General features: G+C 38.5%; 18 protein-coding genes and 3 pseudogenes. 7 read left to right on the top strand and 14 right to left on the bottom strand.

The genetic code is table 11. The features are described 5' to 3' along the window. Position 1: 1 nt before the first annotated feature. The 3 genes from ACFN7Z_RS12910 to ACFN7Z_RS12920 all read right to left on the bottom strand — a co-directional run bounded on the left by ACFN7Z_RS12910 (position 2) and on the right by ACFN7Z_RS12920 (position 3,301). Positions 2 to 1,654: a nitrite/sulfite reductase gene (locus ACFN7Z_RS12910; RefSeq protein ID WP_130235112.1), complete on the bottom strand. Its 1,653-nt coding sequence runs from the start codon at positions 1,652 to 1,654 to the stop codon at positions 2 to 4. Between the two features lie 87 nt (positions 1,655 to 1,741). Next, positions 1,742 to 2,545 carry a hypothetical protein gene (locus ACFN7Z_RS12915; protein WP_395441902.1) on the bottom strand — a complete coding sequence of 268 codons (804 nt, stop codon included), beginning with the start codon at positions 2,543 to 2,545 and terminating at the stop codon, positions 1,742 to 1,744. A gap of 294 nt (positions 2,546 to 2,839) precedes the next feature. After that, positions 2,840 to 3,301, bottom strand: a complete 462-nt coding sequence (locus tag ACFN7Z_RS12920) for an Lrp/AsnC family transcriptional regulator (RefSeq protein ID WP_058952245.1) — start codon at positions 3,299 to 3,301, stop codon at positions 2,840 to 2,842. Positions 3,302 to 3,409: 108 nt separating this feature from the next. Between ACFN7Z_RS12920 and rarD the strand changes: the two genes are divergently transcribed. Further along, positions 3,410 to 4,315, top strand: coding sequence for an EamA family transporter RarD (gene rarD / locus ACFN7Z_RS12925; RefSeq protein ID WP_058952246.1), 906 nt, complete (start codon positions 3,410 to 3,412; stop codon positions 4,313 to 4,315). 159 nt (positions 4,316 to 4,474) lie between these two features. On the opposite strand, the gene ACFN7Z_RS12930 is transcribed toward rarD, so the two are convergent. Beyond that, positions 4,475 to 5,386: a LysR family transcriptional regulator gene (locus tag ACFN7Z_RS12930; protein WP_058952247.1), complete on the bottom strand. Its 912-nt coding sequence runs from the start codon at positions 5,384 to 5,386 to the stop codon at positions 4,475 to 4,477. 96 nt (positions 5,387 to 5,482) lie between these two features. Between ACFN7Z_RS12930 and ACFN7Z_RS12935 the strand changes: the two genes are divergently transcribed. Beyond that, on the top strand, positions 5,483 to 6,736 hold the full coding sequence (locus ACFN7Z_RS12935; protein ID WP_159151629.1) for an MFS transporter: 1,254 nt from the start codon (positions 5,483 to 5,485) through the stop codon (positions 6,734 to 6,736). A gap of 13 nt (positions 6,737 to 6,749) precedes the next feature. After that, positions 6,750 to 7,109 carry a gamma-glutamylcyclotransferase gene (locus ACFN7Z_RS12940; RefSeq protein ID WP_058952249.1) on the top strand — a complete coding sequence of 120 codons (360 nt, stop codon included), beginning with the start codon at positions 6,750 to 6,752 and terminating at the stop codon, positions 7,107 to 7,109. A 23-nt stretch (positions 7,110 to 7,132) separates the two neighbouring features. Here the strand turns inward: ACFN7Z_RS12940 and ACFN7Z_RS12945 are convergent, their stop codons facing one another. The 5 genes and pseudogenes from ACFN7Z_RS12945 to ACFN7Z_RS12965 form a co-directional block, all read right to left on the bottom strand. Beyond that, positions 7,133 to 8,065, bottom strand: a complete 933-nt coding sequence (locus ACFN7Z_RS12945) for an IS5 family transposase (protein WP_131229955.1) — start codon at positions 8,063 to 8,065, stop codon at positions 7,133 to 7,135. A gap of 92 nt (positions 8,066 to 8,157) precedes the next feature. Next, positions 8,158 to 8,490 (bottom strand): annotated as a pseudogene (locus tag ACFN7Z_RS12950) (transposase); the annotation flags it as partial. A gap of 129 nt (positions 8,491 to 8,619) precedes the next feature. Next, complete coding sequence (locus ACFN7Z_RS12955) at positions 8,620 to 8,862, bottom strand: hypothetical protein (protein WP_058952250.1); 243 nt, start codon at positions 8,860 to 8,862, stop codon at positions 8,620 to 8,622. A 336-nt stretch (positions 8,863 to 9,198) separates the two neighbouring features. Further along, positions 9,199 to 10,756, bottom strand: a pseudogene (locus tag ACFN7Z_RS12960) (diguanylate cyclase). A gap of 100 nt (positions 10,757 to 10,856) precedes the next feature. Further along, positions 10,857 to 13,406 (bottom strand): EAL domain-containing protein, encoded by a 2,550-nt coding sequence (locus ACFN7Z_RS12965; protein WP_395441906.1) that lies wholly within the window; start codon positions 13,404 to 13,406, stop codon positions 10,857 to 10,859. Between the two features lie 328 nt (positions 13,407 to 13,734). On the opposite strand from ACFN7Z_RS12965, the pseudogene ACFN7Z_RS12970 reads away from it, so the two are divergent. Both ACFN7Z_RS12970 and ACFN7Z_RS12975 read left to right on the top strand, forming a co-directional pair. Beyond that, positions 13,735 to 14,865 (top strand): annotated as a pseudogene (locus ACFN7Z_RS12970) (IS3 family transposase). A 279-nt stretch (positions 14,866 to 15,144) separates the two neighbouring features. Next, on the top strand, positions 15,145 to 15,576 hold the full coding sequence (locus ACFN7Z_RS12975; protein ID WP_058952252.1) for a PPC domain-containing protein: 432 nt from the start codon (positions 15,145 to 15,147) through the stop codon (positions 15,574 to 15,576). 514 nt (positions 15,577 to 16,090) lie between these two features. On the opposite strand, the gene ACFN7Z_RS12980 is transcribed toward ACFN7Z_RS12975, so the two are convergent. Next, complete coding sequence (locus ACFN7Z_RS12980) at positions 16,091 to 16,729, bottom strand: glutathione S-transferase family protein (protein ID WP_058952253.1); 639 nt, start codon at positions 16,727 to 16,729, stop codon at positions 16,091 to 16,093. 16 nt (positions 16,730 to 16,745) lie between these two features. Then, entirely contained in the window at positions 16,746 to 17,765 is a 1,020-nt protein-coding gene (locus tag ACFN7Z_RS12985; RefSeq protein WP_058952254.1) for an NADP-dependent oxidoreductase, read from the bottom strand. 143 nt (positions 17,766 to 17,908) lie between these two features. Here ACFN7Z_RS12985 and ACFN7Z_RS12990 point away from each other — a divergent pair, with 143 nt between their 5' ends. Then, positions 17,909 to 18,517, top strand: coding sequence for a TetR/AcrR family transcriptional regulator (locus ACFN7Z_RS12990; RefSeq protein ID WP_004733176.1), 609 nt, complete (start codon positions 17,909 to 17,911; stop codon positions 18,515 to 18,517). A gap of 106 nt (positions 18,518 to 18,623) precedes the next feature. After that, a complete protein-coding gene (locus ACFN7Z_RS12995) occupies positions 18,624 to 18,854 on the top strand; it encodes a hypothetical protein (RefSeq protein WP_001087973.1) in 231 nt (76 codons plus the stop codon). A gap of 83 nt (positions 18,855 to 18,937) precedes the next feature. Here the strand turns inward: ACFN7Z_RS12995 and ACFN7Z_RS13000 are convergent, their stop codons facing one another. From ACFN7Z_RS13000 to ACFN7Z_RS13010, 3 genes are all read right to left on the bottom strand, one after another. Next, the gene (locus ACFN7Z_RS13000; RefSeq protein WP_058952255.1) at positions 18,938 to 20,065 is read right to left on the bottom strand and encodes an alkene reductase; all 1,128 of its coding nucleotides are present in this window, start codon (positions 20,063 to 20,065) and stop codon (positions 18,938 to 18,940) included. A gap of 204 nt (positions 20,066 to 20,269) precedes the next feature. Further along, complete coding sequence (locus tag ACFN7Z_RS13005) at positions 20,270 to 20,947, bottom strand: type 1 glutamine amidotransferase domain-containing protein (protein ID WP_058952256.1); 678 nt, start codon at positions 20,945 to 20,947, stop codon at positions 20,270 to 20,272. Positions 20,948 to 21,037: 90 nt separating this feature from the next. Continuing rightward, positions 21,038 to 22,195 (bottom strand): iron-containing alcohol dehydrogenase, encoded by a 1,158-nt coding sequence (locus ACFN7Z_RS13010; RefSeq protein WP_058952257.1) that lies wholly within the window; start codon positions 22,193 to 22,195, stop codon positions 21,038 to 21,040. Between the last annotated feature and the right edge of the window lie 134 nt (positions 22,196 to 22,329).

The following is a 22,329-nucleotide window of genomic DNA, read 5'->3' on the forward strand; positions in this document are numbered from 1 at the left end:
CTCAATTTATGTCCGCATAAGCCCGCTCTTTAAACGGCTGGATCGAGACACGTTTGTAGGTTTCTAAAAAAGATTCATGTGCTAAACGTAGATCCAGATAAGTATTTAAAATTTCTTCGAGCACATCGGGAATATCTTCTGCAGGAAATGATGGTCCTAAAATATCACCGATGGATGCATCATGATCTGAGTTACCGCCTAAACTAATTTGGTAATATTCAGCGCCTTTTTTATCAACACCTAGAATGCCAATATTGCCGACATGGTGGTGTCCACACGCATTCATACAGCCTGAAATGTTCAAATCAACCTTGCCTAACTGATATAAAGCATCCAAATCATCAAAACGGCGAGCAATTGCTTCATACACTGGGATGGATTTGGCATTTGCCAAGGAGCAGAAATCGCCGCCCGGACAGCAAATCATGTCAGTCAGAAAGCCAATATGCGCACGAGCCAATATGCCACGATCTAAGACTTGCCACAGTTCAAACAGATCCTTTTGACGTACGTCGGTTAAGGCAATATTTTGCTCATGCGTGGTTCGCAGCTCACCGAAAGTATATTGGTCAGCCAAATCTGCAATTAAACTCATTTCATCGGAAGTGATATCCCCCGGTGCTACACCCGCCCGTTTTAAGCTGATCGTAACGATGCGGTAGCCCGCGACTTTATGCGCATGGGTATTGATATTGAACCAGTGTTTAAACTTTGGATACTGTTGGAACAAAGCCTCAAAATTTTCCGCATCTAAAGATTCATAGGCAAACGGTCGAAATACGGCATCCATTTGCGCTAAAACACTAGGCTGAACTTTGAGCAGGGTTTGAGTATGTGCAAACTCAGCTTCAACTTTTTCCGCGAAGCCCGCTGGACTGAGGGCTTTCACTAAAATTTTAATACGCGCTTTGTATTTATTATCTCGGCGACCATGCAAGTTATATACGCGCATGATGGCATCTAAATAGGCAATTAAATCTTCACGGGCTAAAAATAGCTTAATCACATGTCCCGCTAAAGGGGTGCGTCCAAGCCCACCACCGACTTTAATTTGATAACCTAACTCCCCCGTTCCATTTTCTACCAGATAGACCCCAACATCATGAAAAGTTGTGGCAGCACGGTCTTGTTCAGGGTGTGCACAAACTGCAATTTTGAATTTACGCGGAAGGAATGAAAACTCTGGATGGAAAGTACTCCACTGGCGAATTAGTTCACAGGTGGGGCGCGGGTCTGTGAGCTCGCCCTCAACTACACCTGCATATTGGTCTGTGGTGGTGTTTCGAATACAGTTGCCACTGGTCTGAATAGAATGCATGTGTACTGTAGCGAGTTCCTGCAAAATATCGGGGACATCTGCAAGCTGCGGCCAATTCAATTGAATATTTTGGCGCGTAGAAATGTGCGCATAACCACGGTCATACTTCTGTGCAACCTCAGCCACCTTACGCAATTGCACTGAGTTCATTAAACCATAAGGCACCGCCAAACGTAGCATGGGTGCATAGCGCTGAACATATAAACCATTTTGTAAGCGTAAGGGACGGTATTCTTCTTCGGTCAGTTTCCCCTCTAAATAACGCTGGGTTTGGTCGCGAAACTGTGCGACACGTTCATTTAATAAATTTTGATCAAAGTCTGTATATAAAAACATGGGGATGACCTAGGTATATGCATCAATATGAAAGAAAAGCTGTTTTGAATGGGAGATCAAAAATGCAAGTTAGGCGAAAAAAGTCGCCTACTTTCGGGACACGCCATGTTGTAGACAGGTCTGCATATACTCGGCATAGACCGATAACTTTTCATAAATATGCACCGCATAGAACATATCTTCAACCAACTGGGTCGCTTGCTGCTGGTTATAACTGCCATAACTCAACAGTAACTGCGCATTCAATGTGGCGAATTTTTCACATAAATCGATATATTGCTGATCTTTGTTTTTAAAGAACAATTTCCGCATATTCCATTCACTACTGTCGATGATGACATCTTGTGGATGGGTAGAAATATAGTTGATTTTGACTTTAAAAAACTGTTCCAGCTCTGCGAGTTTTTGTGTATTGAGCACTAATGATGTCACCAAAAAAATCTGCGAGACATCAGTTCGACATAGCGCTTTGATCAATGAAAAATAAAAAAAATCGACATCATTAAATACGCTATCACTCAAATCTAAATAAACATTGAGTGCCTCAAGCACATCATCTATTTTTAGGTTTTGTTTTTGCTCTGCTTGATAGTAACGATTGAGGATATTGAGGACGGTTGGTGTTGCAGAACTGCTATAAATCACAGGATGGTTCAAATTTGCCAAGATAAAAGGTGCAAATAAAAATGCGACCTCTGCATGTTCTGCTTGAATGGCAGACTGCACAATATACTGAACTTTAGCGCTTGAAAAATCACGTAAAACTTTAGCACGTAACAAAGTCGCTTCTAAGTTTAAATACTGCTGCGCAAGTAGATGTTGCAGTTGATCTGAAAGACCCTGCCCCTCAACCAATTCAGAAATTGTATTCAGTTGCTGTGTTATAAACATTACGCCACCATCAAGATTGTGATCCCTTCTTGAATCAAATTTTCAGCTAGTTTGGTGCTAATGAGTAGCTACAGTAAGGCTTGAAAAAACTATAACAGCGTGCCTCCTTCTCAAGTTTTATGGGTACAAAACCATCAAAATTAGAAAATAAATTCGCTATTTAAATAGAAGCCAATCCCCTCATGGCGTTATTTTGAGTGCCTAAAAATTCAGAAACTACTCTTCTCTTTTCCTATTTCAAGCTGACTGTTTAGCCATTGAATCTAAAATGGAATATAAAAAGGAGAATAAAAGTTATGGCTGACAAGACACCTCTAAAGTTGTTTTGATCCTTTCTAACACAACGGTGGTTTTAAACCATTGCACATTGGCATTATGATGAAAAAGCTGATCACATAAGGCTTGAAACCGACTCATACTTGGCACCAAGAGTACCAACATAAAATCCGCCTCACCTGTTACGTAATAGCACTGCTGTATTTCTGGAATTGAAAAACTTGCTTTCAACTCGTCAAGGTCAGTCACATGGGTTTGATTGACGCGAACCTCGACAAAAATCGTAATCACTTGTCCCAATTTGTCTGGATCAAGCACCGCGGTATTACCAATAATATAGCCACTGTCTCTTAATTTTTGAATGCGACGTTGTACCGAGGCCGTTGATAAATGCACTAAATCGGCCAACTCTCGAAGTGGCGTTAAGCAATCTTTTTGCAAATGCTCCAATAAAGCGAAATCAAATTTATCCAATTGCATGAGCAGCTTCCTGCGAGAAATTTTCTCATTCAAACTAATGATTACAAGCCATTTTATCAAGAGTATTGCAATAAAATATCATCCATTCATCCTGTTTTAGAACCGCCTATGTCTACGCATTCCAATACAGCACTTGGCATTAGCTTAAATGTCACGGCCTCGGTATTATTTGCTTTAATGTTTGCCTATACCTCACTTTTGGGCACGTTGGCGGGTACAGAAATATACGGCTGGCGCATTGTATTGACTATTCCATGTCTAACACTTTTTATTTGGCTCAAAGGCAATTGGTCTCAGGTGGTTGTTATTTATCGCCGTTTCTACCAAGAGCGCTTTTTCTTTTTAACGCGAATTTTATCTTCGTTTTTAATTGGGATTCAGTTGTGGCTATTTATGTGGGCACCCAGTCATGGCTATGGACTGGATGTTTCACTCGGTTATTTTATGATGCCGATTAGCATGGTGATTGTCGGTCGCATCGCATTTAAGGAGCGAATGTCACGCTTTCAGCAACTGTCCTGTATTTTTGCAGTGCTGGGGATCTTGAATCTCTTAGCCATTTCTCAAACACTGAGTTGGCCCACTCTGCTGATTTGCTTAGGTTATCCAATCTATTTTTGGCTCAGACAAAAAACGGAGACGAATAATATAGGCGGACTTTGGTTTGACATGATGTTGAGCCTCCCTGTTTGTATTTTCTTTATCATGCAAGGCAGTATCGTCACAGAAAGCCTATCTGAAAGCGCACATACGCTTTGGCTCATTTCAGGACTTGGACTAATCAGTGCGCTGGCTTTAGCATTTCAGTCCTTGTCTGCCCCGCATTTAAACTTAAGCCTGTTTGGACTGTTGGTTTATGTTGAACCGATATTGTTAGTGGCCGTTTCAATCGCCTTAGGGGAAAGCATTACTTCAGCAGAATGGCCAACCTATATCGCCATTTGGCTCGCAGTTTTTACCCTCATGCTTGAAGGATTACGCAGCTTTAAAAAGAATCGTAAACTTGCAGCATAGGCATTTTTTATGCATATTTTCCTCTAGATCGCTTAAATTTAGCCATCTAGACATGCTTTGGTGCTGAATCGAGAACTGACTTTCTGATCGTATTTAAATGGCTATTTGACTCCATGAGTTACGTGCTGACAATTTATATTTAAAACGACATAGAGTGAATTACAGTGAACCTTTTAAATGATAATGCTGCCTCACAATACTATTCAATAAACTAGAAAAGTTGATTGCAGGTTGGCTATGCAAATCCGCCTTGAACGCAATACCGAGTCCAATCGTAGCGGTCTTATTCTTCAGGTATTTATATTTAATCCCTTCAATTTTGAGCTGTTGAGTAGACTCAGGCACCAAAGAAATGCCCAAATTTGCCGCAACCAACGATAAAATTGAAACAATCTGAGGGGCTTGCTGTCCAATTTTAGGCGTGAAGCCATGCTGTTGGCAGCTATTTAAAATCGCGGCATACAGCCCTGCACTCACCTCTGGTGGTGAGACAATAAAGCTTTCATGCTTAAATTCTGCCAAATCTACTACCTCATCTTCTGCTGGATATTGAATCGGCAAGGCAGCAATCAATTTTTCATCGATCAAATTACGAATCGTAATGGCTTTAGGATACTGTGCAGGTGGTCGCACAATCGCAATATCTAATTCATTATTCAATAAACTTTCAATCAAAATCAAAGAATTGGCTTCTTTAAATACCAAATTCACCTGAGGGTATTGCTGTTGAAATGCTTGAATGGCGGTAGGAATTAAAGAGTTTAGAATTGAGGTGCCTGTAAAGCCAAGCCGCAGTTCTCCCAATTCACCATTTGCCGTACTTTGGGTCAATTTCACCGCATTTTTCAGTTGGTTCTGAACGGGCAAGACCATTTTAAGAAAAGTTTCCCCTGCTGGTGTCAGAGCTACACCATGAGAGTATCGATAAAAAAGTTCAACACCGATTTGCCTTTCCAACTTTTTAATTTGCATACTCAACGGCGGCTGACTTATGCCAAGACGCAAAGCTGCTTTAGAGAAACTTTGCTCTTCCGCGATAGCAATAAAATATTGAATATTGCGCAGCTCCATATATTAAAGCTATACCATTATTGAGTTATATATATTATACATATACAAGTATAGTTCTTAAAATAAAGCTTCTCTCCATTTTAAATCAGCCAAGTCATGAAACTGAGCTCTTCATTAGACGCAGATTGGTCTACCCCTCAACAGCCGATTCCGCAGACCATCAGCCAAGGTACAGTTGAGTATAAAAGAGCGGGCATGGCGCTGTTTTTGTTGGGCTTTGCCAGTTTTTCACTGATCTATTGCGTACAACCCTTACTGCCCAACTTAAGTCAGAGTTTCCATATTGTACCCAGTGCAAGTGCGCTAGCACTGTCGTTAACCACAGGCTTTTTGGCTATGTCGATCGTGCTATCCAGTGCCTTTTCACAAACATTGGGCAGAAAAGGTCTGATGTTTTTCTCTATGCTTTTGGCTTCTATACTCAATGTGGTATGCGCGGTTTCACCGAGTTGGCATGTGCTCATGGTTTCAAGAAGTTTAGAAGGTTTTGTTCTAGGTGGAGTTCCCGCTGTTGCAATGGCTTGGATTGCAGAAGAAATTAGTCACAAAAACTTAAGTAAAACCATGGGGCTGTATATTGCAGGCACAGCATTTGGCGGCATGATGGGACGTGTTGGCATGGGCATTTTGACCGAGTTTTTCTCATGGCGTATTTCCATGGCCATTCTTGGCGGCATCTGTCTGTTCTGTGCGTTTGGTTTTTTGAAACTCTTACCCAATTCACGAAATTTCATTGCCCAGCAAGGTCTCTCTTTTAAGTTCCATCTACATGCATGGTATGCACACTTGAGTCATATCCGCCTGCTAAAAATCTATGGGATTGGCTTTTTACTCACCAGTGTATTTGTCACGCTGTTTAATTATGTGACCTTCAGACTGTTTGCAGCACCCTATCATTTAAGCCAAACTCAGATTAGCCTCATTTTTTTATCTTATAGTTTGGGTATTATTTCCTCTTCGATTGCAGGCAATATTGCAGACCGAATAGGCAAAAAGCAGGTAATGATTTTGGGCTTTTTGTGCATGCTCTTAGGCGTGCTACTTACTCTTTCTGCCTCGTTGTTTTTAATTATTCTTGGTATTGGCTGTGTGACCACTGGCTTTTTCATTGCCCATGCCATTGCCAGCAGTCGTGTTGGAGAACTCGCAACATCCAATAAAGGTCATGCCACCTCCTTGTATCTGCTTTTTTATTATTTAGGTTCAAGCATTGTGGGTGCGTATGGTGGAAATATCTGGCAAAGCCATGGCTGGAATGGCATCGTTATATTAAATATTTTTCTGATTCTAATTGCACTCATCGTTATTTTTTCAATAAAACCGCTTCATTCTCCATCTGTTACCCATTAGGAATATTTACATCATGCAACAACACTTATTTGTTTACGGTACTTTAGGGCCAAACAAACCCAATGCTCATATTTTAGAAGCGATTGCTGGTATATGGAACAAAGGCTCTGTGAAAGGTTTGCTTAAGGAAGCAGGTTGGGGAGCAGAACTTGGCTTTCCTGGGCTAATGCTGAGTCCAGATGGACAAACTATTGATGGATATATGTTTAGTTCAGAGCAATTAGATACGCTGTGGAACAGCTTGGATGAATTTGAAGGAAGTGAATATCAGCGTGTTTTAACTGAAGTCACTTTAGAAAATGGGCAAATACAACAGGCTTATGTTTATGCGTTAAACCCAAATGGCTTTGTTGCACAAAGATTTAAAAGATAACACTCTGCTCATTTGAACAGAATTCAAGTGACAACTTGGGTATGAGAACGACCTAATTCGGTAAATTTGTTCAATACGGCTATGCGTGCATGAATCTCATTCACCTGACTAGAAAAACTCCTTGCTGTTAATTTATCACCTAATAGTTTGATGCAATGCATCTTGGTTTCAACTAAACTTCGACGATGATAACCAGACCATTTTTTCCAAAGCGTTCTTCCTAAACGTTTAACTGTTTTCAGTAACTCATTCCGCTCTAAAGATCTCAATTTCTGATCTTTCCATGGTTTTGCATTTTTTCTTGGCGGAATGAGCGCATGTGCATCTCGATCTAGAATGACTTGTCTGCAGTGCTTCGTGTCATAAGCACCATCGGTATAGACCGAATCAATTCGTTCATCTAAGGGAATTTGAGCAAGTAAATCACCGAGTACTTGCGAATCGCTCACATTATTTGTAGTAAGCTGTACTGCACGTATTTGCAAGGTTTCAGCATCGATGCCAATATGAAGCTTACGCCATTGGCGACGATATTCAGGTCCATGTTTCTTACGTTTCCACTCACCTTCACCTAGAAACTTTAAGCCAGTTGAGTCGACGAGTAGATGTAGCCCATCACTACTTTTTTGATAGCTAATCGCAATATCAATATGTTTTTGTCTTCGACAAAGCGTACTGTAATCTGGTGCGGTCCAATTTAATCCACAAAGTTTAATCAGACTTTGAACAAAACCTGTGACCATGCGTAAAGAGAGTCTAAATAAAGATTTGATCATTAAACAGCATTGGATGGCTGTATCTGAATAAGTTTGATTTCGACCATGTTTACCTTTGGGTTGAGCGTACCATTGCGTCTTGGGATCAAACCAAATTGAGAGATTTCCTCGATTTATGAATGCACTGTTATAAGAAGACCAATTGGTTGTACGATAGATTTTAGGTGTGGGCTTATTCATTTGAGAATTATATTGTGGAATAAGCCTTTAGAGATAGGTTTGTGCAACAAAGCCAACTGGTACTATCAGTGGGCAGAGGGAGACACCCATACTTTTTGATAGAGAATCGCAATATCGATATGCTCTTGTCTACTACAGAGGATTGAATAATCTGGTGCGTTTCAATCCAAACTACAGAGTTTAATGAGACTTTGCATAAAGCCAGTGACCATATGCAAAGAGAGTCGAAATAAGGATTTAATCATGAGACAACATTGAATGGCTGCAATCGAATAAGTTTGATTTCGTCCCTGTTTGGCTTTTTTTTGAGCATACCATTGGGTAGTAGGATCAAATAAAATCGAGATGTTTCCTCGATTCATTAAAGCGTGATTTTAGGTCGACCAATTGCTGATTTGATATTTTTTAGATACAGGCTTAGTCAGCTGAGTATTATATTGCTGAATGGGCCTTTAACAGTAGATTTGTACGACAAAGCCACATGGAGTTAAAAAAGTACTCAGATAACTTTCATTATCTGAGTACTTTTTTAATCGTTCAACTTATTAAATACGTTAATTTATTTTGGAAACATAAATCTCATAATGAGAATGCATACCTTTATTTAATATCACTTCTTCTATTTTATATTTTTCAACAATTCCATCGGACAAGAAATTATGCAGACAATCTCCCTCATTAAGTGGTGTACATATATCTTTACTAGTAATCATTGTCGATTGAACAATACAATTTTTTAAAATTAGATCATCTCCACCATCAATCCTGCTTAATTTTAAATCTATTTTATTCATCATATTGGATTTCCTTTAATAAAGTTTTTCGGATATCTCTTAATGATTATTAGCATTTAGATTATACGTCTGTAAAGTACAACTTATTGTAATTTGGTAATCTGTTCGGGAAAAAAACTAAAACTGCCGAAACAATAATTTTTTCCATGCCCCCGTGTAATATGAAATACGACGCACTAAATTAAAATATAGGCGGATTATAGGCTTTTTTTATCTTGTAAAAAATGCAGTATAAAATTCATCCAACTATTAGTAGACCTCATACCAAAGTTACTACTAAATCTGAGCAACTTAGAGTAGATTTAACGGTGAAATACTTTCGCAATAAAACCAAATAAATTATAATCTTACACAGTTTCGTCCACTGTTTTTAGCCTCATAAAGATTCTTATCAGCCAGAATAAATACTTCTGAAATATCTTCAGAAGCTTCAGGCCAAGAAGCGATACCTATAGAGACTGTAATCGATCCAACCTTTTCTATCGATTGCGCTTCCACTTCTCTTCTAAATCTTTCAGCACTTTCATAAACGTCTTGCTGGCTAACATCAGGTACAATAACAATAAATTCTTCACCACCATAGCGACAACAAACATCATCTTTCCGAAAATTCTTTTGCATCATTTCTGCAATATTTTTCAGTACTAAATCACCTTCAGCATGTCCATATGTATCATTTACTCTCTTGAAGAAATCTATATCTATTAATAATATTGAAAAGGAGATTTTCAAAGCTATTTTCTGATCTATAGACAAATGCATCCCTCTACGATTCATCAAACCGGTAAGAGGATCCGTATTAATGAAATAATCCATCTCAGTCATTTTTTTTGAAAAGTGATGAACACTCAATAAAAGAGCACGTTTAAATTTAACGATTTCATAATACCATGGGTTAATATTTTTAATTTCCCTACTTGCTTCAGGCTGATGTAAAGAGCTTGCCATATTTGCAAGCTTATGCAGAGGAGATGCTATAAAAAAAGAACACTTCCAAACAACATAAAAAATTAGTAAATAAAATATAAAGATTCCCGCTGATACTTTATAAATAATCGAATTCGCTTGTTTTAATAACTGCTTTGTGGGTTGCTGGGAGACAATTATCCAATTCGTCGTTTTTACATGTGAGAATCCAGCAAGATTATCAACACCTCTACTGTTGATAAGACGAATTTTCCCTGAATTTTGTTTTTTTATATAATCTAAACCAGTGTTATTTTTGATTATCTCACCGATTCTTTCATGATCAGGGTGAAATATAATTTTATCATTTTTATCAATTACATACATGTAACTTTTTCGATATGTTTCATTCGTTGATAAAAGTTGATTAATTACATTTTTTTCTTTTAAATATATCGCAGATCCAACAAAACCTCTGTAGCGCTTTTTTTCATCGAATATCGGATATGAAATAAAAACAATCATATTCTTTTTAACAGAAAGATATGGCGATGATATATATGGTTTTTTCCTTTATTGAATTACTAATTCCTAACGTAGTTTGTACTTTATTTTTATCAATATTCAATATATTTGGTGAATAATTAATCAACCTACCCTCTGAATCACTGACAACCACGCTATTGTAGTAATCAGATTGCATTTTTAATCTCTGTACTTCTGTTTCTCGGATCTCATTATCATCAAATTTTTTCCCTAAAATCTTTGCGCTGTATCCAAGTTCGATCAGTATATTCTTAAAGTGATTATCTATAATTATTGCAATCTTGTTTGCGTGTTCGGAATTAAGTGCTAATGAATTATTTATAAGCTGATTTCTTACTATATAATAGCTAATTACTGAGCTAATAATAAAAAGACTTAATACCGAAAAAATTGCTAAAAAAAGTATTAATTTTCTTAAATTTAAATTAATTTTAGATATTTCCATTTTTAATTAATTAGCCATAATTTCTTAATTTTATTACACCTTTAACATAGAGTTAAAGTTACAATTAGATTTTTATTACAATTTACAAAGATTAATTACGTTAACTTAAACTTTCCAACGGCAAAAATTTCGAATTCAAGTCACTTATTGGGGCAGGCCGTGCATAAAAATAGCCTTGAAATAAATCACAATCGTGTTGATAGAGCAGAATTGCTTGTTCTAGTGTTTCAACACCTTCCGCTACGACCTCTAAATTCAGCTGATGGGCTAGAAAAATTATCGACCGAACAATTGCAGCATCTTGAACACTAATTGTCAGATTCACAATAAAACTTCGATCCAGTTTGATTTGAGTAATAGGTAGTAGTCGTAGATAGCTAAGGCTCGAATAACCAGTGCCGAAGTCATCAATGACCACATGCACTCCTAAAGCACGAATTGATTTTAGAATTTCAATTGCCCTGTCCGCACCACTAATAATAACGCCTTCGGTAATTTCAATTTTAAGCAGCTCAGCTGGTAATTGACTTATTTTTAGCGCTTTTTGGAGTTCCTCAAGAAACCCAGCACGTCCAAACTGCAAAGGAGAAATATTAACTGAAACTGTGAGCTGACTATCATGCGCCTTATTCCATTTAGCGATATCTAAACATGCTGTTTCTAAAACCCACTGTCCAATATTTACAATTTGTCCTGTTCTTTCAGCTAAAGGAATAAAAACATCTGGAAAAATATAACCCCGTTCGGGATGATACCAACGAATCAGCGCTTCTACTCCCTGAACCACGCCTGTTAATGGTTTGATTAACGGTTGATAGAATAGTGTAAACTGCTTCTTTTTTACTGCTTCCATAAGTTCTAGACGCAGATGAGCATAGTCTAAATTGGGTGAAATCTTATTGCTTTCTTCATAACAATGCCAAGTATTACGGCCTTGTCTCTTTGCTTCTCTCATAGCCAAAGTAGACCGATATAAAAGTTCTGAAGCACATTGTATAAAACTGTTATTTATGACGATACCCATACTTGCGCTTAGATGGAGTGTATGGTCATCGACTTGAAACGGCTCTGAAATCAAATCAAGAATCTTTTTAGCTCTTGTGGTTATTTTTTTATGATCATGTTGGCCTTTGATCAATAATACAAATTCATCTTCGGCATACCGACTCAAAACCTCATCAGGTTTTAAAAAACCTTTTAGTCGGCTCGCTATATTTTTAATAACTTTATTACCAACGTAGTAACCTAAACTATCATTCATCGAACTAAAGTCATCAAGATCAATATAAAGTAAAGTTAGAAGCTTTTGTTTTTCGAAAGTTTGCTCTAAGACTTTTTCAAAAGTTATTTGATTTAGTAAGCCTGTTAATTGATCATGAGTATTTTGATATTCAATATATTCTTCATGGATACGTTGCTGAGTAATGTCTTCCTGAATTCCAAGAAAATGAGTACATTTGCCATCTTGATCCAAAATTGGCCCCAACATTAATCTATTCCAGAACCAGCTCTCATCCCTACAATAATTTTTTAACGTTATCTGAACATCTTTCTGCTCCTTTACCGCTTGCTTAAACAAAGCAAGTTGCTCTAGATTAGTATCTCGGCCCTGTAAAAAATTATAATTACGGCCTATGACTTCCTCTTCTGTATAACCAACTTGTTTAAGAAAAGCAGGATTAACAAAGCTGATCACCATGTTTTCAGAGGCATCCGTGATAAACATCCCACTCGGACTTGCATCAACTCCGCGCTTTAAAAGACGTAAGCTCTCCTTATTTTTCCGATTTACACTAATGTCACGTGCTATCGTAAATACACCTGTAACCTTTTGATTTTGAATTATTGGTAAATTGATAATATCAAGCCATATAATTTTTTCTAACGCATTGTAAACGGGAATTTCGTAATGTTGAGACTTCCCCAGTAGGGCAGATTTAAATGCAGCATCAACTAATTCATGATATTCATCAGGTATTAATGTCCAATAGTGTTTCCCCTGTATTTGCTCTTGTGAAAAACCCGTAATTTCACGACAAGCAATATTGGTATTAAGAACGTATCCTTGCAGATCAAGTTCAAGAATTACATCTGGATGATAATTGTAAAAAGAACTATATTTTTCATTTATGGCTATTTTTTGTTGGCGTTCATCATCAAGCTCAATCGCTAATGCAACTAAAGAGGCGGCCTGTTCTAAAAGACGAATATTATGTTTCGTCGGTTTTTTGGGAGTTCGGTAATAAGTCCCAAAAGTTCCATATAAAATATTTCTTGCATTAATAATAGGCATAGACCAGCAACTTGAAAGCTGCTCTGCCTTTACTAATGCACGATAAGCTGCCCAATTCGGATCTTCCATCAGATCCTGACTAATGACCAACTTACGTAAAAATGCAGCTGTTCCACAAGCACCGCGCTGAGGACCAATTTTTAAATTATTGACGGCTTTACAGTATTGATTTGAGAAATGTTGTTTACCACTGATAAGCTTTAAAGTTTGGTCATGTTCAGAATAAAGCATGATCGTAACTAAGGCATCTGGAATATGGGATTCAAGCCACCCAGAAATTGCATTTAGAATGGGTTCTAATTCAGCGTGCTGCCCTATAAGACTAAAAATATGATACGTATCATAACTCTCTCTCATTTACTCCTACCCTCGCTTAACCTCTATTCAATCCTTGGTCTATTCTTGGCTTCATTATTATAACAGTTTGTATATTTTCCATTTATGACTGCTCCCTTAACAAGTAACATTAGTCTTTCCTTATGACAATAACATTTTTATAGAATATCGATTAGGTCTCTTTCATAAGTGAAAAGTAATCTTTTTTATTCAAGTTTATACTTGGCATGGTTGAGCTAGGGAAAGGAATAGGCTTTGTTGTGATGTGGGTCTAGGATTTTAGACCACGCCTATAAGTGATAATCTACTCCCCAATGAGCATGGGAAATGCTTGTTTTTGGAGTCAACCATGACACGAAGAAAACGTCGTAATCATTCAAGCAGAGTTTAAAGTTAAAGTTGCTCTCGCAGCAATTAAAGGGGACCACACACTCGCTGAACTTTCTACTCAATTCGATTTACATCAAAACCAAATCATTGATTGGAAAAATCAACTGCTTGAGCAATCAATCAATATTTTTTCACGACTAACAGCACAACAAGAACCAGAGATTGACCTCAAAGCTCTACATGCCAAGATAGGACATCAGGCATTGCAAATTGATTTTTTAGAAGGTGCGCTCAGAAAAATAGGGCAGCTGAGCGGCAAAAAATGATCGATAAGACCCATCAACTTTCGGTACGACAACAATCGCAATTGATTCAAATCAATCGCAGTACGTTGTATTACAAGCCCAAAGAGATTTCATCCACTGATTTGAGTTTGATGCGTCTGATCGATGAAATTCATCTCGACTACCCATTTATGGGCAGTCGAATGATACGAGATATGCTACAGCGTCAAGGGCATCAAATAGGTCGGCGTAAAGTCCGACGTTTAATGCACTTGATGGGAATACATGCCTTGTATCCAGAACCCAATACCAGTAAGCCTAATCTTGCACACCGTATTTTCCCATATCTGTTGAAAAACATGGTCATAGATCACTCTAATCAAGTCTGGTGTACAGATATCACGTACATTCCTATGGGTAAAGGTTTTGTCTATCTGTGTGCAATTATAGATTGGCATAGTCGTAAAGTACTGGCTCATCGTGTATCGATCAGTATGGAAACAGACTTTTGCATAGATGCGTTGCAAGAAGCAATTGTGAAATATGGTTGTCCAGAGGTGCTTAATACAGACCAAGGCAGTCAATTCACAAGCGAGGCATTTTTGAATGAGTTAAAATTGCGAAATATCAGTATCAGTATGGATGGGAAAGGACGGTGGATAGATAATGTGATGATTGAGCGGTTATGGCGCAGCGTGAAGCATGAGGAAGTCTATTTGAAGGCTTACGATACGGTTAAACAAGCGAAACAATCAATTGCTGAATATTTGGATTTTTATAACATGATACGTCCTCATTCAAGTTTGAATAAGGCAACACCGAATGAATTTTATGATCAACATTTACTAAAAGTAATGGCAGCATAATTTAAATATTTAGAGCGGATTTATCACTTATAAAACTGAATTGAGTGGTCTAATTAACGGAACCACATTAGATGACCAATTTGTTGTACGGTAAATTTTAGGTGTAGGCTTATTCATCTGAGAATTATATTGCTGAATAAGCCTTAAGAGGTAGATTTATGCAACCAAGCCATGTGTGTATAGAATTTTGGTGACTATTCACAGTTCTGTTCCATGATTCATGGTTACTTCTTACTTATGTAACTATGTCAGGGGCGATACAAGAATTAAGGAAACCTTATGAAAATAGCGAATATGAAATTACTAGTTGGTGCTTTTATGGCCCTAACTTTAGCTATGCTTAGCCCTGCCGTACTTGCAAATGATAACAATGATATACGAAAGGCTGTTGTAGTTAAGTTTGCAAAAAAAGCTTACTCTGCAAATTATTACGGAAGGATAGATGGATACAAGTATGATTCCTACAAATTTTATGCTAAAAAAGGGCAAAAGTTAAAAGTGACGTTGACTGGAGGAAATGTTGAAACTTACTTATGGGGTAATCAATTAAAAGACTCTATCAATCTTGGAGAATATTCTCCAGAGCTTGATAATAATGGTATTTATATTTTACCTGCTTCAGGTGAGTATGAAATTAGAGTATTACAACCTAGATCACAGGCAAGAAAAGATAAAAAACCTCAATACTGGATGAGTATTAACATTAAATAAAAGACCTCTTGCGAAAGTATCGTTTTACCTAATTTTTGAATTGGCTAAAACCTTATTAAATGTAGCTTTATGCTGTTTAAATTTTGACTAACGCAAGAAGTCTAAAGACTTGCTAGATTCTTTTAAGCTTTTATACAAGGGTTCAAAAACTATTGCCAGTTAAGCGGGGCGTGATTTTTACGCAGATGTGTTTATGTTAGTAAAATGATATAGATTACTTGTTTAATACCCCGAGGAATAATTTAATCTTGCTGTGCGTTTGTCACTTTTCTTTCAAAAGTTGATTATATCTTTCAACGTAACCGTCGTGATATTCAAGCCCTTTTGATAGGAATTTGCAGTGAAAGAATAGGCGAAACTTATCTTAAATAATGGTAATTCCTTATCTTTAAAATAGAGAACGCCCGATGAAATTCATTAGGCGTTTACTTTAAATAAGTGTCAGCTTATTTTATAACCAGATGTACTTGTCAATCATGATTCTTTTTCTCAATTGCCTTAAAAAACAATCTTGCTATTTTTGACTTTTCACACCATTTTGTTCAATTTGTACTGCGGCTTGCCAGCTAGGTAGTTGGCTTAAACCTGCTACGTAATGTTGGATATGGGGATAATTTTCACCTTGTCCCATATGATAAACTAAAGCATGTAGTCCAAAGCCCATCATGAAGTCAGCACCGGTCAAACGGTCTGCCACTAGAAATTCTTTATCTTTTAAATATTCATTTAAATGGCTAAATACTTTATCGAACTCAACTTGAGTATAATTTTCTAGAAATACCAACTTCGTGCCCTGCTTGGTTTCTATCGTATTAAACGTTTTTAACAAAAATGGCAGCATGGCAGAGCTTTCTGAGAAATGAATCCACTGTAGATAATCGACATAGGTAGGTTCATCCATATCTGGTGCTAAATGCGGCGCAAGTTTCTGAATTAATAACTCAACGATTGCGCCTGACTCTGCAATAACTTTGCCATCCCATTCCAATACTGGAGATTTCCCTAAAGGATGGATGATTTTTAAAGATTCAGGTGCCAAATGCGTGCTTGAGTCACGATAATAGCGTTTCAGCTCATAGGGCTGCTTGATTTCTTCAAGTAACCACAAAATGCGAAAAGAACGTGATTGATCTAAATGATGTAGTGTAATCATGATAATTCCTATTTTTTTAAATTTTTACAACCACTTTGCCAAAGTTTTCGCCTTTCAACATACCATTGAAAGCATTGATCGTGTTATCTAAACCTTGCACCATATGCTCTTTATATTTGATTTTTCCATCTTTCAACCATTCAGACATTTGCTGATAGAATTCCGGATACTGACTGCCATAATCATCAAAAATAATAAAGCCTTGCATGCGAATACGCTTTTTTAAAAGGGTGGAAATAAAGCCCGGTAAACGGTCTGGCCCTTGTGCTTGCTCGGTAGCGTTATACTGGGAAACCACACCACACACCGGTACACGTGCCGCAGAGTTAAGCAATGGCCATACCGCATCAAACACTTTACCCCCTACATTCTCATAATAAATATCTATACCGTTGGGAACTGCTTGTTGTAATTGTTCTGCAAAATTTTCATCATGATGATTGATACAAGCATCGAAGCCGAGTTCTTCTACTGCATAACGACATTTTTCAGGCCCACCTGCGACGCCAACCACGCGACAACCTTTAATTTTGCCAATCTGTCCAACCGTAGCACCAACAGGTCCCGTTGCAGCTGCAACGACTAAAGTTTCACCGGCTTTAGGCTGACCAATGTCCAACAGCCCCATATAAGCAGTAAATCCTGGCATTCCCAAAATACCCAATGCCCAAGATGGATGTTCAGGTTGCATACCTAAGCTTTGACAGGCAGACCCATTAGAAATTGCGTAGCCCTGCCAGCCATTTCCGGAAAGAACCCACTCGCCTTCTTTGAATTTTGGGTTTTTAGAGGCCACCACTTGACTGACTGTTCCACCGACCATCACTTCGCCAATTTCAACCGGTGCTGCATATGAAGGAGCATCGCTCATGCGACCACGCATATAAGGATCGAGTGACAAGTAAATGGTTTTTAACAATATCTCGCCTTGTTTAAGTTCATTGAGCTCAACTTGTTCAATACGAAAATCGCTGTGTTTTGGCTCACCCACTGGCCGTTTAGCTAAAACGATGCGTTGATTAATAACTGTTTTCACACATATAACTCCATGTTTTATTTAAAAGTATTTTTCTTCACAATCAAAAACTGTGATTAAAATTTCTTTACATCCATTGTAGATGAGTTATAATAAAAAACAATACGACTGGTCTATTTTTTACAATAGAGTAAATAATTAATATGAAGCCTACTCCTATTAAAAAGTCTGAAGCGAAGCGCTTACACATTCTTAACACCAGTTCAGACCTGATTTTGCATAAAGGTTTTACTGGCGTAGGATTACAGGAAATTTTACAGAGCTGTGAAATCCCTAAAGGCTCGTTTTATCATTATTTCCAATCTAAGGAAGCTTTCGGATGTGAATTGGTACAGCATTATGTAGACAATTACCAAGTCCGTTTAAATGATGTATGGCGTTGTGATAAATCCCCTTATCAAAAGCTGATTGAGTATTTTAATTTATGGATAGAAGATCCTGAAACACAGTGTGGTTGGGCGGATAGCTGTTTAATTGTGAAACTTGCCGCAGAAGTTGCCGATCTATCTGAAGATATGCGCTCGATTATGTCCGCTGGCGTTGATGATGTAATCCAACGTATTGCTGGTTTAATTGATTTGGGAAAACAGGATCAGTCTATCCAAGCAGATACCGAGGCCTCTACTTTGGCACAAGTACTTTACCAAATGTGGTTAGGTGCAGCATTACTGAGTAAGTTGCAAAAAGATAAAACACCATTACATCAAGCTCTGAGAGCAACTAAATTTCTATTAAAAAGTGAAGATTCATAAAAATTAAATATCAACTACATAATTAATAATTCATGATAGCAGTCCAATGATTACCTATTATTGTGTTGCTATTAGATCAATTTACAATCCATGAGTATAGCGCACAATGAATTCTCCTTCTAAAGCCCTCATGACTCGTATTTTAGTTGGTTATTTAGGCTTATATCCCACCTTATTACTGGTTCTCACTTTATTAAAGCCAATTACTCAGCATCAAAGTTTCCCGATGATGGTGTTGATTGAAGTCATAGTATTAGTGCCAGTAACGCAACTGATTTCTTTTCCACTGGCTGGTTGGCTCATTACACAGCTAAAAAATTTTAAGAATTTGTTTTAACAAGAAATTGTGCTGGCAACAGCAATCCTAAGCCCTTATTTTGCCAACCACAAAGGTTGGCAAAATAACTTACTTAGTCGATATTAATCTGCGTAAGCTGGATAATCAATATAGCCTTTTTCCGTCCCACCATACAAAGTGCTTGCATCTACTGCATTCAATGGCCAGCCATTAGCGATGCGATCGGGTAAATCTGGATTCGCAATAAATGGGCGTCCAAATGCAATTAAATCGGCCAGCCCTGCCTCTAAAATTCGAGTCCCTCTTTCTGCCGTATATCGACCTGCGTAAATAATCCGACCACTGAAAGTGTCTCTGACATCTCTACGAAAATCATGAGGAAGTTCTGGTGCATTATCCCAATCAGCTTCTGCAATCGATAAATAGGCAATCCCAACTTCTTCAAGTATCTTTATGGCCTCAATATAAGTCACATGTGGATCATCTTCAACTAAACCCATGTAGACACGATCTTCCTCTGTACTTTCAAATAAGGGGGCAAAACGCACTCCTAAACGATCTGCACCAACTACCTCAGCAACTGCCTCTACTACTTCACGTAAAAAACGCAAACGATTGTTTAGTGATCCACCATATTCATCTTCACGGTGGTTACTATGTGCAGAGATAAATTGGTTCACCAAATAACCATTTGCACAATGAATTTCAACTCCATCAAAACCAGCAGCCAAGGCATTACGCGCTGCTTGAGCATAGAGTTGCACTAATTCTTTAACTTCTGCATTGCTTAAAGCACGTGGCATTGAAGGATCAGCCAAGGCCCCCGCATTGGGCCCGGTCTCAATAAAGACTTTAACATTACTATCAGCCCTAATAGCCGAGGGCGCGACCGGTGATGCATGATCGGGTTGCAAAGATGTATGTGAAACACGCCCAACATGCCAAAGTTGTGCAAAAATAATGCCTCCTTTAGCATGCACTGCTTCCGTCACTTTACGCCATCCAGCAATCTGTTCAGAGCTGTAAATACCGGGCGTCCAAGCATAGCCTTGACCACGGGGCTCGATTTGCGTACCTTCGGTGACCATAAATCCTGCACCGGCACGCTGTTGATAATAGGTTGCCATTAATTCATTTGGAATATTCCCTGGCTGACTACTGCGCGACCGTGTTAATGGTGGCAATACAATACGGTTTTGCAAAACATAAGGGCCTAAGCTTAAGTTCTGAAAAAGTTTGCTGTCTTTCATTTCATTGTATCCAAGTAATCATGACTTAATTGATCTAAATTAAAAAAATACCCTTCCTTCCTGTATATAGAAAAAATAAAGGAAGGAAAGCTATTCACTCAGGCCCTTCACCATTAAATGAGGGTTATTTTGCTTATTGCGCCAGTTGCTCAGCGTCAGAAGTTTTATTCACTGCTAAGCACCACAACAGACACTAGCTACTCTTTATTTCAACAATTGAAGTAATGCTGAGGCAGTTGCAGCAGAAGATGCTGGATTTTGTCCAGTAACCAGCAAGCCATCTACTTGAACATATACTTGCCAATCATCCACTTTAGAATAATGACCACCGTTTTGTTTAAGCATGTCTTCGACTAAAAATGGTACAATTTCAGTCAAACCTACAGCGGCCTCCTCAGTATTGGTGAAACCAGTCACTAATTTACCTCTGACTAAAGGCGCTCCATTACTTGCTTTCACATGACGAAGAACACCCGGGGCATGACACACTGCTGCAACAGGTTTGCCAGACTGAATCGCCTGTTCAATCAGAGAAATTGAAATCGGATCTTCTGCTAAATCCCACAATGGGCCATGCCCGCCTGGATAAAACACTGCATCATAATCAGCTACAGAAATTTCGCTAAGTTTATGCGTCTGTGTTAATGCTTGCATTGCAGTTGGATCTGCTTCAAAACGATGAGTGGTTTCAGTTTGAGCATCGGCTAAATTACTTTTCGGATCTAGTGGTGGCTGCCCACCTTGAGGCGACGCCAGCGTAACTTCAGCACCAGAGTCAATAAAGGTGTAATACGGTGCAGCAAGTTCCTCTAGCCAGAAACCTGTTTTCTTACCAGTATTGCCAAGTTGATCATGTGAGGTTAAAACGATTAAAATTTTCATGTTATTTCTCCGATAATTTTCAGGATTGAGGAGCATTGTTGAATGATCACATACCATGTGGCGTGAGCATGCCAGATACGTGCATTTAGCTTATATGCTCGTCTCGAGAATTTGGCGACTGATCTCTAATGAAACATTTTTATGTTCGCCTAGCTGTGTAAGATTATGTGATTTAAGTTGCGTAATGATGATCTCAATATCTGTCTCCCCCAGTCCATAATCGCTAAGACGAGTTGGCAGTCCGAGTTGCTCAAAGAAGGTTCGAGTACGGGCAATGGCTGCATCAATACGTTGTTCTTCATCACCTTCGACAATCTGCCAGACACGAGTCGCATATTGTAGTAATTTTTCTCGCTTCTCTTGACGACGTACTTGTAGATTGGCCGGCAACACAATTGCTAAGGTACGAGCATGATCAATACCATGTAAAGCCGTGAGCTCATGTCCAATCAAATGGGTCGACCAATCTTGTGGTACACCTGCTCCAATCAGGCCATTCAGTGCCATGCTGGCGGTCCACATCAAATTGGCACGCGTGTCATAATCTGCCGAATCTTCCAAGACTTTCGGTCCAATCTCAATCAGGGTTTGCAATAGACCTTCGGCAAAACGATCTTGTACTTGTGCATTGACAGGGTAAGTTAAGTACTGTTCCATGACATGAATAAATGCATCGACCACGCCATTTGCCAACTGGCGCGTCGGCAAGCTATAGGTTTTATTCGGGTCTAGCACCGAAAATTGCGGAAAAACATAGGGACTGCTAAATGCAAGTTTGGCTTGGGTCGATTTTCGGGTAACTACCCCACCGTTGTTCATTTCTGAACCGGTTGCTGGAAGAGTGAGTACACTGGCAAAAGGCAAAGCTTGGCTAATTTGAGTGCCATGGGTTTCTAAAATTTCCCATGTATCACCTGCATAATTGACTGCTGCTGCAATAAATTTGGTGCCATCAATCACCGAGCCACCGCCGACAGCCATTAAGAAATCAAGCTTTTGTTCACGAATCAGTTCTACTGCTCTCATTAGGGTTTCATAGCTCGGATTCGGTTCGATTCCTCCGAATTCGTGAATTTCTCGTGTACCTAATGCTTCACGCACTTCAGCTAATGTGCCATTTTTACGGGCACTTTCGCCACCATACAGCATTAATACCCGTGCTTCTGCAGGCACATAGTCATTGATTTTGACAATCGTGTCGGCACCAAAAAGAATACGGGTTGGATTATAAAAGTCAAAATTCAGCATATTTTTATCCTCAAAAATCAGTTAATGATTTGAAAAACCACCGTTATTAATCGCGTCAACTATAAAAATTAATCCACACTGCGGTTTTTGCTGTGATCATGCAGCAACTATATACAAAAATAGACCAGTCGTCT

Source organism: Acinetobacter sp. P1332 (assembly GCF_044057475.1).
GTDB classification, from domain to species: domain Bacteria; phylum Pseudomonadota; class Gammaproteobacteria; order Pseudomonadales; family Moraxellaceae; genus Acinetobacter; species Acinetobacter johnsonii.

What these genes read in the sequence shown, in the direction of transcription:
- ACFN7Z_RS12910 (WP_130235112.1), bottom strand. Translation starts at nt 1,654, where the DNA reads ATGTTTTTATATACAGACTTTGATCAAAATTTATTAAATGAACGTGTC.
- ACFN7Z_RS12915 (WP_395441902.1), bottom strand. Translation starts at nt 2,545, where the DNA reads ATGTTTATAACACAGCAACTGAATACAATTTCTGAATTGGTTGAGGGG.
- ACFN7Z_RS12920 (WP_058952245.1), bottom strand. Translation starts at nt 3,301, where the DNA reads ATGCAATTGGATAAATTTGATTTCGCTTTATTGGAGCATTTGCAAAAA.
- rarD (WP_058952246.1), top strand. Translation starts at nt 3,410, where the DNA reads ATGTCTACGCATTCCAATACAGCACTTGGCATTAGCTTAAATGTCACG.
- ACFN7Z_RS12930 (WP_058952247.1), bottom strand. Translation starts at nt 5,386, where the DNA reads ATGGAGCTGCGCAATATTCAATATTTTATTGCTATCGCGGAAGAGCAA.
- ACFN7Z_RS12935 (WP_159151629.1), top strand. Translation starts at nt 5,483, where the DNA reads ATGAAACTGAGCTCTTCATTAGACGCAGATTGGTCTACCCCTCAACAG.
- ACFN7Z_RS12940 (WP_058952249.1), top strand. Translation starts at nt 6,750, where the DNA reads ATGCAACAACACTTATTTGTTTACGGTACTTTAGGGCCAAACAAACCC.
- ACFN7Z_RS12945 (WP_131229955.1), bottom strand. Translation starts at nt 8,065, where the DNA reads ATGAATAAGCCCACACCTAAAATCTATCGTACAACCAATTGGTCTTCT.
- ACFN7Z_RS12955 (WP_058952250.1), bottom strand. Translation starts at nt 8,862, where the DNA reads ATGATGAATAAAATAGATTTAAAATTAAGCAGGATTGATGGTGGAGAT.
- ACFN7Z_RS12965 (WP_395441906.1), bottom strand. Translation starts at nt 13,406, where the DNA reads ATGAGAGAGAGTTATGATACGTATCATATTTTTAGTCTTATAGGGCAG.
- ACFN7Z_RS12975 (WP_058952252.1), top strand. Translation starts at nt 15,145, where the DNA reads ATGAAAATAGCGAATATGAAATTACTAGTTGGTGCTTTTATGGCCCTA.
- ACFN7Z_RS12980 (WP_058952253.1), bottom strand. Translation starts at nt 16,729, where the DNA reads ATGATTACACTACATCATTTAGATCAATCACGTTCTTTTCGCATTTTG.
- ACFN7Z_RS12990 (WP_004733176.1), top strand. Translation starts at nt 17,909, where the DNA reads ATGAAGCCTACTCCTATTAAAAAGTCTGAAGCGAAGCGCTTACACATT.
- ACFN7Z_RS12995 (WP_001087973.1), top strand. Translation starts at nt 18,624, where the DNA reads ATGAATTCTCCTTCTAAAGCCCTCATGACTCGTATTTTAGTTGGTTAT.
- ACFN7Z_RS13000 (WP_058952255.1), bottom strand. Translation starts at nt 20,065, where the DNA reads ATGAAAGACAGCAAACTTTTTCAGAACTTAAGCTTAGGCCCTTATGTT.
- ACFN7Z_RS13005 (WP_058952256.1), bottom strand. Translation starts at nt 20,947, where the DNA reads ATGAAAATTTTAATCGTTTTAACCTCACATGATCAACTTGGCAATACT.
- ACFN7Z_RS13010 (WP_058952257.1), bottom strand. Translation starts at nt 22,195, where the DNA reads ATGCTGAATTTTGACTTTTATAATCCAACCCGTATTCTTTTTGGTGCC.